Source organism: Streptomyces niveiscabiei, from assembly GCF_001419795.1.
In the GTDB taxonomy this organism is placed as follows: Bacteria; Actinomycetota; Actinomycetes; order Streptomycetales; family Streptomycetaceae; genus Streptomyces; species Streptomyces niveiscabiei.
On the sequence record NZ_LIRL01000262.1, the window covers coordinates 1 to 10,612 of the forward strand.

The following is a 10,612-nucleotide window of genomic DNA, read 5'->3' on the forward strand; positions in this document are numbered from 1 at the left end:
CCCGGCACCGGCAAGACCGCCGTCGGCCTCCACCGCGCGGCGTACCTCCTCTATACGCACCCGCGCCGCATCCAGCGCGCCGGCCTGCTGATCCTCGGCCCGAACCGCACCTTCCTCTCCTACATCTCCGAGGTCCTCCCCTCCCTCGGCGAGACCGGCGTCCGCCAGTCGACCCTCCTCGAAGAGATCGCCCTCCACCCGGCCACCGGCACGGACACCCGCGCCGCCGCAGCCCTCAAGCACGACCCGCGTATGGCGGAGGTACTACGCCGGGCGCTGTACGGCAGGGTCCGCGCGGACGACGCGCAGGGTGCCGTCGTCCAGGAGGGGTCGTACCGCTGGCGGGTACCGGCGAGCGAGGTCGCTGGGATCGTCCGGGCCGTCCTCGCCGAGGAGCCGCCGTACGAGATCGGCCGCGAGCGCGTGCGGACGCGGATCGTCGTCCGGATGCGCGCCGAGGCGGAACGCCGCAGCGGGACCCGGAATGCCACCTGGGTACGACGGGTGGAGCGCGCGGTCGGCGGCTGCGTCGACGCGGTGTGGCCGAAGGTCCGCCCGGAGGAGGTGGTGTACGAACTCCTGCGCGGCGGCGAGGAGTTGGAGCGGTATGCCGACGGCGTCCTGTCGGCCCGGGAGTGCGCGGAGCTGGCCTGGACGCGGCCGGCCCGCTCCTGGAAGTCGGTCCGCTGGTCCGCCGCCGATCTGGTCCTTCTGGACGAACTCTCAGGTCTCATCACCCACCCCGCTGGGTACGGCCACGTCGTCGTCGACGAGGCCCAGGACCTCTCCCCGATGGAGTGCCGCGCCATCGCCCGCCGCGTCGAGTTCGGCTCCCTGACCGTCCTCGGCGACCTGGCCCAGGGCACCACGGCGTGGGCGGCCCGCTCGTGGCCCGAGCAGATGCGCCACCTCGGAAAACCCGACGCCGTTGTGGTACCGCTTACTGTCGGTTTCCGCGTCCCCGGGGTGGTGCTGGACCTGGTGAACCGGGTCCTGGGAAGGCTGGACGTCACGGTCCCTGCCGCTCGATCTCTGCGCGGAGGCGGGGAGCTGAGGATCACCCGGGTCCCTTCCGCCGGGGAGCTGTACGACGCGGTGGCGGAGGCCGTCCGACGAGCGCTGAAGGCGGAGGGCTCGGTGGGCGTGGTCGTAGCCGACGGCCAAGTGGGCGAGTTCCAGGGCGTGTTGGGCGACCGCGTCGAGGTCGTCGAGGCCGGGGTGGTGAAGGGCCTGGAGTACGACCACGTCGTGGTCGTCGAGCCGGTGGCGATCGTGGAAGGGGAGGAGCGGGGGTGGCACCGGCTGTACGTGGTGCTGACCAGGGCGGTTTCGCGGATGGAGGTCGTGCACGGGAGGGAGCTGCCGTGGTGAGCCGATTATTTCGATGGAGGTCGGAATAGGGGGGAGGGTGGGGTCGTTGGCCCGGGTATGACGACGACCAGTGATCCCGCGCCCCTCGACCTCGGTACGTACGGTGTCTGGCGGATCTCCGAGACGCCATCCGACCTCGCCGTGGAACTGGAGGCGCTCGGCTTCGGCGCCCTGTGGCTCGGGAACCTCCCGGTCTCCGAATTCGCCACGGTCGAACGGCTGTTGGACGCGACGGAGAGGATCGTGATCGCGACCGGGATCGTGAACATCTGGGCCAGCCCGGCGCCCGAGGTGGCCCGCGCGTACCACCGGGTGGTCGAACGGCACCCCGACCGCTTCCTGTTGGGCATCGGGGCCGGGCACCGTGAGATCACGCAGGAGTACGTACGGCCGTACCAGGCGCTCAACGACTACCTCGACGTCCTCGACGAGGCCCAAGTTCCAGTCAGCCGCCGGGTGTTGGCGGCACTCGGCCCCAAGGTGACGCGCCTCGCCGGGGACCGGACGGCCGGCGCGCACCCCTACCTCGTCACCCCGGAGCACACCCGCCGCGCCCGCGAAATCCTCGGCAAGGACGCGGTGCTGGCGACCGAGCAGAAGATCGTCCTGGACGAGAACCCGGTACGCGCACGGGAGTTGGCCGTCGAACGGGTGGCCCCCTACCTCGCGCTCACCAACTACACCGCGAACCTGCGGACGTTGGGCTACGGCGACGAGGACCTGACCCCGCCCGGCAGCGACCGGCTGCTCGCCGACCTGGTGGTGCAGGGCGGGCCGGAGACGGTCGCGGCGGGACTGCGGGCGCATGTCGAGGCGGGGGCGGACCATGTGGTGGTGCAGTTGCTCGAGGCCGGGGAAGGCAACTCCGCTGCTGGATACCGGGAGTTGGCGCGGGCACTTGCGCTGAGGTGAGCGGCCTCCTGGAGTGATTCGGCGCCCCAGCCGACCAGCGCCCCAGCCGAGCGGCGCTCCGGCTGAGCCGCCTGTCTGGCCGCGCCGCCTCCGAAGACGCCGCGAGCGGGCCTGCCTCGACAACAGGCGGGCCCGCACGCGGAATTGCCGATCAGCGGATCACGGCGTCACGACCGCCCCGCCCAGCGTCACCACCAGCTTGCCGTCCGAAGCGAACGACCACTTCAACGCCCCGGACCAACTCGACGCGCAGCGCGAGCCGTTGGTGCCGGTCCAGAACTGGTTCGTGCTGTCGGCGTTCCCGACCGTCTTGTCGTTGGAGCCGCTTACGGCGTACCGGCAGGACGTGTTGGAGCGGAACACCGAAGTCCCCGCGTCCCACGAGTAGTTGCGGGTCGCGTTGTCGATGCTGAGGTTGTTGGAGACGGCCATCGACCCCGGGTTGCTGTTGTACGTGAACCCGTGCTTGCCGTTGCGGTAGGCGATGCTGCGCCGTACGACGTGGTTGACGGCGATGTCGTCGCCGCCGAGCTTGTACCCGTTGCGGTCCCCGTTGGAGTTGACGGTGCCGTCGGACAGCGTGCCGTTGCTGTAGGAGAGCGAGTCCTCGATGGTGACCGGCCCGATCGGACCAGTGTCGGTCTTGGTGTAGAGGTCCCAGCCGTCGTCGATGTTGTTGTGCGCGACGGCGTACCGGAAGACGTTCCCGGTCCCGGTCGTCAGCTTCGCCGCGAACCCGTCCGCGTCCTCCCCGTCGGAGTCGGCGTTGTCGTGCGACTCGGCGCTGAGGATCAGGTTGTCGGAGGGCCACTGGCTGCTCGGCGTGGAGGAGGCGATCCGCCCCAACTGGAGCCCCGTGTCCCGGTTGTAGCGGGTGATCGTCCGCTCGATGACGTTGTGACTGCCGCCGACGTAGATCCCGTTGTCCCCGGCCCGCTCGACGACGACCCCGTACACCTTCCAGTACGACCCGAAGAGCTGAAGCCCCCGGTTCGACGAACTCTCGCTCTGTGCCGAGAAGTTGAGCACCGGAGTCTCACCCGGGTACGCCGTGAGGGTGGTCCGCGCGGCCGAAGTCCCGTTGCTGGTCTGGGGGATGGTCACCGTCGAGGACTGGTTGTACGTCCCTCCGCGGAGGTAGATCGTGCCGCCTGCGGTGACCCGGCTGATCGCCGAGGTGAGCGTCGTGGGCGCGGACTGCGTGCCGGCGGCGCTGTCGGTGCCGGTCGGGGAGACGTAGATCGCGCCGGTCGCGGGAGGCGTCGTGGAGTCGGTGGTCGTCGCCTCGGCGTAGTCGACGTTGGGCAGGCCCTCCGACGTCGTGGGTGTCAGGCGGATCGTGTTGCTGCCCGCGTTGAGCGTGACGGTCAGCGTCTTGGTGACCCAGGTCGTCCACGCGCCGGTCGCCTCGAAGGACGGCGTCTGCACGGTCGTCCCGTTGACGGCGAGGGAGGCCGGGCGGGCGGCCGAAGCCCCGTTCGCGAAGCGGACGTTGAGCGTCGCTGTCCCGGCGACGGCCGCGTTCACCGTGAACTGGGCGTATCCGCTGGTGGAGTTGGTTCCGTTGCAGAAACCGCTTCCTGAAAAGCCGGTCCAGTCGGAGTCGATGGTTCCCGTGCAGACCGCCGGGGAGGTCTCGGCCTCGTGGCGGACGGTCGCGGCGTTCGCCGGGGACGTGCCGGTGAAGGCGACGAGGGTGCCGGCCAGGAGAGCGGAGGAGGCGAGGGCGGCTGTTCTCGCAGATCGCTGGTGCATCGTGCGGCTCCGTTCGAGTACATGACTGCGGGGTGTGTACGTGAACAGGTAGAGCTCCCGGATCTGGGGTATCCGGGCGATAGCAAGCGCTTTCTCTGGAAAGTAGGCTCATGGTGTGGACGCGTCAAGAGTCATGTACTTGATCGTTGTCCATGTTTGTGAACTTCAGATGGGTCGGCGTCGGCCTGCGCTGTGAACGGGCAGGCATCCCGAAGGCAAAGAGCGGAAGCGCTCAGGAATACTCGGTCCCGTAGGACTACCGCAGTACCCCTGAAGGACCAATCGGAAAGAGACCGGACAACACCGTGAAGAAAGTCCCGTTCCCCCACACCGGGGCAAGAATCGCTTCCCTCGCCCTCCTCGCTGCCCTCGCGGGCGGCCTGGCCACGGCGACCCCCGCCCTCGCGGCTCCCTCCACCCCGGCGGCGACCACCGCCGCCTCCGCCGCCGAACAGGCCCCCATACCGGTCGAGTTCGTCGACCAGGCGACCAGCGCCCTCCCCACCGACGGCAAGCGCCATGAATTCACGGTCACTTACGCGAACACCACCGCGTCCGACCTGACCGTCGCGCCCCAACTCCTGCTCGTCTCACCGGACTCGGGCCCCTTCCTGAAGCCCGCCGACGTCAAGCTGGAGCTGCGCAAGGCCGACGGCTGCTGGACCGCCGTCACGCCGGGCACCCAGACCGGCACCCTCTACACGGACCTCACCACCGCCCAGCACACCCTCGCGCCCGGCGAGACGCTGACCCAGGTGTACCGCCTGACCGTCACGTCCCCCGGGGCGGTCGGGACGGTCCAGCCTCGGGTGGTCGTGTACGGCTGAGCCCCTCGGCGCGTGCCTGAACGCCGGGCGCCCTTCGAGTGCGGGCGCCCTTGAACACCGGGTGAGCCCCTCGGCGCGTGCCTGAACGCCGGGCGCCGTTTGAGTGCCGGGCGTACCCGAGCCCTTGAGGCCGAACGAGCCGGAGCCGCCACGAGCAGGCTCCGGCTCGCGGCGTGTGGGGACGGGCCCGGGGAGGGCGTGCCGGAGACACCAACCTCCCTTGGTGGGGCCTGAGTTCGGCGCCCATCTGCCGCGCGGTCTGAACGTGTCGGTTCCTCCGAGCGGACTGGTCACGTCGGTCCCTCGCGATGCGGACCGAACAGCGCGACTCATTGCCGCGCGGCCTGACTACGCAAGCCTTCTGCGATGCGGCCCTGACAGGGCGACCGCCTACCTTCGCGGCTTGAAGGCGCGAGCTTCCTGCGTTACGGCCTTGAGCGCGCCGACTTCTTGAGGCGCGGCCCGAACGGCGCGGCTTCCAGCCGGGTTTCCCGAACGGGGCGACCTCCAGCCGCGCTGCCTTTACCGGTGCGCCCTCCAGCGGCGCTGTCCGAACAAGGCGACCCCCAGCCGGGCCCCGAACAGTGCGCCTTCACCTGCGCTGCCCGGCCGCGTGGGCTTCTCATGGCGCGGCCCGATTACGGCAACTCCCCGCCACACAGCGCTCGATCGCGCCGGACCACCCGCGTCGTACGCGGCAACTCGCCGCCGTACACGGCGTGTACGTCAACCAGTCGCCGTGCGCCCCGAGTTGTCCCCCGACCCCGACAGGTACGGCACCAACCCCCGCTCCAGCAGTGCCCGTTTCCACTCCAGGCGTGCCTGTTCGATGTCGGCCGGTGACGCGGGGCCACGGCGGGTCTGGAGTGCCGTGCGGAACAACGCGGCGACCGCGAGGAGCGTGCTGAGGACGGCGACGGCGCCGAGGAACCAGCCCGCGGTGATGAGGGAGGTCGGCAACGGCTCGGAGGCGTCCCCGAGTTGGAGGATGTAGCCGACGAGGAGGAGGAAGACCGCCGACGTCGCGGAGATGATCGGCGTGAGGACGGCGAGGGCGGCCAGCGCGGTGTTCTGCGCAGCGGGCCGGCGGCTCGCGTCCTGCCGTACGGCGACGTACGCGGCGTACTCGGCTCCCGCCGCCGCCGAGATGACGTCGGCGTCGGCCAGCGCCTGTTCTTTCAGGGCGCGTTGCCCCGTTCTGACGAGTGCGAGGCGCAGGGTCTCCTCGAAGTCCGCTCGGTCCTCCGGGCGGAGGTGGTGCGGGACGGCCATCTGGTCTCCCGGTGGTGAAGGGGGCGGAGGGGGATCACCCTAGGGACCGCTCCGGGGTTCGCCCAGAGGTCGGCCGGGGATCACTCCCAGGAACTACACGGGTACGACTCCGGAGCCGCCTCCAGGCGTCCCCCAGGGTGGGGTACCCCCGGGGGTCTACCCGGGTACGACCCCAGAGCCAGGCCAAAGGGCTACCCCGAGGGCCGACCGGGTGCGCCCCCAGGGCCGCCCCAGGGGCTGCCCCGAGCGTCGGCCGGGGGGGGGTACCCGAGACCTAACCGGGGACTACCCGAGAGCTACCCCGAGGATCACCCGAGGGATCGCCCGAAGACGTCTCCTCAAGGTGATCCCCGCGAGGCGATCCCCGTACATCCGGCGGCGTATCAGACGTTGACGCCGAAGTCGGCCGCGATGCCGCGCAGCCCGGAGGCGTACCCCTGGCCGACGGCGCGGAACTTCCACTCGGCGCCGTGGCGGTACAGCTCGCCGAAGACCATGGCGGTCTCGGTGGACGCGTCCTCGGAGAGGTCGTAGCGGGCGATCTCCTGCCCGCCCGCCTGGTTCACGACGCGGATGTACGCGTTGCGGACCTGGCCGAAGCTCTGGCCGCGGTTGTCGGCGTCGTGGATGGAGACCGGGAAGACGATCTTGTCGATCGAGGCCGGTACGCCGGTGAGGTTGATCTTGATGCTCTCGTCGTCGCCGTCGCCCTCACCGGTCAGGTTGTCGCCGGTGTGCTCGACGGAGCCGTCCGGGCTGGTGAGGTTGTTGTAGAAGACGAAGTGCGCGTCGGAGGCGACCTTCCCGTTCGCGTCCAGCAGCAGGGCCGAGGCGTCGAGGTCGTAGTCGGCGCCGGTGGTGGTGCGGACGTCCCAGCCCAGCCCGATCAGGACGGCGGTGAGGCCGGGAGCCTCCTTGCTGAGCGAGACGTTGCCGCCCTTGGACAGGGTTACTCCCACTGCGAACTCCTCCTCGGGATGGGGGTGCTACGACCGTAGGCCGCGAGGGTGACCCGTGGGGATCGACCCTGGCCATTAAATCTACATCACTGTAGAAGTAGATGGGGGTGGATGGAGTGAAGGTTGCTACGGATTTTCTAGTCATTGATAGTCACCTATCGTCGTGTATCTTGATTTCGTGAAGCTTTCGGAGTGGGCGCGTCAGCAGGGCGTGAGCTATCAGACGGCCTGGCGGTGGGTGAAGGCCGGGAAGATGCCTGTTCCTGTCCGTCAGGCGCCGTCGGGGACGTGGCTGGTCGACGAGGTCGCTGTGCAACCGTCTGGGCGGGTGGTGGCGTACTGCCGGGTGTCCTCCGATGATCAGAAGTCCGATCTTGACCGTCAGGCGGCCCGGGTCGTGGCCGGTGCGAACGGGCTGGGTCTGGCCGTCGCCGAGGTCGTGACCGAGGTCGGTTCGGGGTTGGACGGGCCCCGCCGTGAACTGCACCGGGTTCTGTCCGATCCGCAGGCGGCGGTGATCGTGGTCGAGCACCGTGACCGGCTGGCCCGGTTCGGTGTCGAGCACATCGAAGCCGTCCTGTCCGCGTCCGGGCGACGTCTGGTCGTCCTCGACCCCGCCGAGACCGCCGACGACCTGGTGCGGGACGTCATCGAGGTGCTGACCTCGCTGTGCGTGCGCCTGTACGGGAGGCGGGCGGTGGCGAAGGACCGGGCCGTGCGCGCGGTGGCGGTGGCGACCGGCGAGGTGGCGGGGTGAAGAGGTTCCGGGCGCGGCCGGGGTTCGTGGTGCAGGCGTACCGGTTCGCGCTGGATCCCAACGCTGCTCAGGAGCGGGCGTTGCGTTCGCACTGCGGTGCCGCGCGTGCCGCGTACAACTGGGCTGTCGGCTGGGTGACCGCCTCGTGGTGGCAGCGCCGTGCGGAGGAGACGTACGGCATCGCCAGGGCGGAGCTGACCGGGTGGCGGCCGTGGTCGCTGCCGTCGCTGCGGAAGGCGTTCAACCAGGCCAAGTACACCGACGGGCGGTTCACCTCGTGGTGGGAGGAGAACTCGAAGGAGGCGTATTCCACCGGTCTGGCGAACGCGTCGGCCGCGTTCGACAACTACGCCAAGTCCCAGCAGGGCAAGCGGCGCGGCAAGCGGATGGGGGCGCCGCGGTTCAAGTCGAAGCGGAAGGCGCGTCTGTCCTGCCGGTTCACGACGGGCACGATCCGCGTCGATACCGACGGTCGGCACGTGACGCTGCCCCGGCTCGGGATGATCCGCGTCCATGAACCCACCAGGGCTCTCCTGGCCCGGGTCGAGGCCGGGACCGCACGCGTCCTGTCGGCGACCGTCCGGCATGAACGTGGACGCTGGTTCGTCTCCTTCCAGACCGAGGTCAAACGCGACCTCGAACGGGTGGCGCGTCCGGACGTGGCGGTCGGCATCGACCTGGGCGTGAAGACCCTCGCGGTGATGGCCGACAGCACGGGCGAGATCCGCACCGTCGCCAACCCGAAGCACTACGACCGGGCACGGGGGCAGTTGCGCCGGGCCTCCCGTGTCGTCTCCCGGCGCAGGGGCCCGGACCGGCGGACCGGGGCGAAGCCGTCGAAGCGGTGGGAGAAGGCCAACGCCGCCCGCAACAAGGTCCACCACCGGGTCGCGAACCTCCGCGAAGACGCCCTGCACAAGCTCACCACGAGCGTCACGGCCGAGTACGGCACCATCGTCGTCGAAGACCTGAACGTGGCCGGGATGCTGAAGAACCGGCGCCTGGCCCGCCGGATCGCCGACGCCGGATTCGGGGAGATCCGTCACCAGCTCACCTGCAAGACCCGCCAACGCCACGCCACCCGCCTCGTGGTGGCGGACCGCTGGTACCCCTCCTCGAAGACCTGTTCCGGGTGCGGCGCGGTGAAAGCCAAGCTGCCGCTGCACATCCGGACGTACGAATGCGACGCCTGCGGTCTGGTCATCGACCGGGACGACAACTCGGCCCGCAACCTCGCCGCGCTCGCGGCAATCGCAGTGACTGGTACCGGAGTGGCCGGAGACCAGGACACCACCCCGGTGGTGCCGAAGCCTCGTGGAGCCGACCAGAAGACCCGCGCCACCCGCACCCACCGTAAGGCGGAGGCGGGGCGGGCAGGTGGCGCAACCCCGTCGCACCAGCGGCAGACGGAAACGAGAGACCGTACTCAAGCCGAAGCCCTCACGCTCTGGTGATGTGACGGACCTTCCGGGCCGAAAGGTCCGGGATACTGAGACCTAACTACGGTCTCGGCAACGGAGAGGAGAGCAGGGCGTGACGGACCACGAACAACGTCCCCGGCGGCGGGGGCAGGGCGAGCTGGAGGCCCTCGTCCTGGAGGCCCTGCGCGCGGCAGGCGGCCCCGCGACGGCGGGCTGGGTCCAGGAACGCCTCGGCGGCGACCTGGCGTACACCACCGTCATCACGATCCTCACCCGCCTCCTGGAGAAGGGCGCCGTCACCCGCGAGCGCGCCGGCCGCTCCTTCGCCTGGACGCCCGCGTCCGACCAAGCCGGCCTGGCCGCACGGAAGATGCGCAAGGTGCTCGACGGCGAACGCGACCGCGAGGCGGTGCTCGCCAGCTTCGTCACCGGCCTCGGCGCGGACGACGAGCGGCTGCTGAGGGAGCTGCTGGGCGAGACCGGGAGCGAAGGGGAAGACTGACGCCGTATGGGGTTCTTCATCTTCCTCCCCCTGGTCCTGCCCCTGACGGCGTGGCCCATAGCGCGCCTCGCCGAACAACACCTCCACCCCCGTGCCGCCACCCGCCTGCTCACCGCGATGGCCGCGGTCATGGCCCTGTGCAGCACGGTCTGCCTGGCCCTTCTGATGGTCGTCGGAACGGCGCAACTCCCGGGCAACCCCCTGCCCGACGGATGGTCCGACCCCGAGGTCCGCGCGGCCGTCCCCTACGACGAGGTCGCGGGCAAGGCCGCCATCCCCACCCTCTTCGCCGTAGCCGGAGTCTGTGTCCGCACCGCCTGGCGCCACTTCCGCCTCCGCCGCCGCGCCCACCGCGCGCTCGCCGGGCTTCCCTCCACAGAGGTAGCGGTACTACGGGACGACACGCCGTACGCGTACGCCCTCCCCGGCGCCCGCCGTGACCGCATCGTCGTCACCACGGCACTCCTCGGCAGCCTCGACCCCGCCGAACGCCGGGCCCTCTTCGCCCACGAACGCGCGCACCTCACCGCGCGGCACCACCGGTACCTGCTCACCGTCCAACTCGCCGCCCGCGCCAACCCGTTCCTGCGCCCACTCTCAACTGCCGTCTCCTATACGGCGGAACGCTGGGCCGACGAGGACGCGGCGGCGGTGATCGGCAGCCGCCGTACGGTCGCCCGGGCGATCGGCAAGGCGGCGCTGCTGTCCCGTGGCGCACCGGTCCCCGCGCTCGCCGGGTTCGCCGCGCCCGGCCCAATTCCCCGCCGGGTGGCGGCACTTCTGGGTCCCGCCCCGTTGGTCCGGCACTGGCCGTCCGTGTTCACGGGGGTGGGGCT

General features: G+C 70.4%; 10 protein-coding genes. 7 read left to right on the top strand and 3 right to left on the bottom strand.

The window, feature by feature from the left end; all coding sequences use genetic code 11:
• Both AOK24_RS13985 and AOK24_RS13990 read left to right on the top strand, forming a co-directional pair.
• The coding region (locus AOK24_RS13985) for a HelD family protein (protein WP_055720388.1) at positions 1-1,371 on the top strand (1,371 nt) is incomplete at its 5' end.
• 57 nt (positions 1,372-1,428) lie between these two features.
• On the top strand, positions 1,429-2,283 hold the full coding sequence (locus tag AOK24_RS13990) for an LLM class F420-dependent oxidoreductase (RefSeq protein ID WP_055720389.1): 855 nt from the start codon (positions 1,429-1,431) through the stop codon (positions 2,281-2,283).
• Between the two features lie 159 nt (positions 2,284-2,442).
• Here the strand turns inward: AOK24_RS13990 and AOK24_RS13995 are convergent, their stop codons facing one another.
• Entirely contained in the window at positions 2,443-4,038 is a 1,596-nt protein-coding gene (locus tag AOK24_RS13995) for a carbohydrate-binding protein (protein ID WP_055720390.1), read from the bottom strand.
• 305 nt (positions 4,039-4,343) lie between these two features.
• Between AOK24_RS13995 and AOK24_RS14000 the strand changes: the two genes are divergently transcribed.
• Positions 4,344-4,865: a hypothetical protein gene (locus AOK24_RS14000; RefSeq protein WP_079056805.1), complete on the top strand. Its 522-nt coding sequence runs from the start codon at positions 4,344-4,346 to the stop codon at positions 4,863-4,865.
• A 726-nt stretch (positions 4,866-5,591) separates the two neighbouring features.
• Here AOK24_RS14000 and AOK24_RS14005 read toward each other — a convergent pair.
• Complete coding sequence (locus AOK24_RS14005) at positions 5,592-6,137, bottom strand: hypothetical protein (RefSeq protein ID WP_055720391.1); 546 nt, start codon at positions 6,135-6,137, stop codon at positions 5,592-5,594.
• 383 nt (positions 6,138-6,520) lie between these two features.
• Positions 6,521-7,096 (bottom strand): TerD family protein, encoded by a 576-nt coding sequence (locus tag AOK24_RS14010; RefSeq protein ID WP_055720392.1) that lies wholly within the window; start codon positions 7,094-7,096, stop codon positions 6,521-6,523.
• A 178-nt stretch (positions 7,097-7,274) separates the two neighbouring features.
• Here AOK24_RS14010 and AOK24_RS14015 point away from each other — a divergent pair, with 178 nt between their 5' ends.
• From AOK24_RS14015 to AOK24_RS14030, 4 genes are all read left to right on the top strand, one after another.
• Positions 7,275-7,853, top strand: a complete 579-nt coding sequence (locus tag AOK24_RS14015; RefSeq protein WP_055720393.1) for an IS607 family transposase — start codon at positions 7,275-7,277, stop codon at positions 7,851-7,853.
• Positions 7,850-9,307, top strand: a complete 1,458-nt coding sequence (gene tnpB, locus AOK24_RS14020) for an IS607 family element RNA-guided endonuclease TnpB (RefSeq protein ID WP_055720394.1) — start codon at positions 7,850-7,852, stop codon at positions 9,305-9,307. The genes AOK24_RS14015 and tnpB overlap by 4 nt, the downstream gene beginning before the upstream one ends.
• Positions 9,308-9,386: 79 nt before the next feature.
• Positions 9,387-9,776: a BlaI/MecI/CopY family transcriptional regulator gene (locus tag AOK24_RS14025; RefSeq protein WP_055720395.1), complete on the top strand. Its 390-nt coding sequence runs from the start codon at positions 9,387-9,389 to the stop codon at positions 9,774-9,776.
• Between the two features lie 6 nt (positions 9,777-9,782).
• The coding region (locus AOK24_RS14030) for a M56 family metallopeptidase (protein WP_055720396.1) at positions 9,783-10,612 on the top strand (830 nt) is incomplete at its 3' end.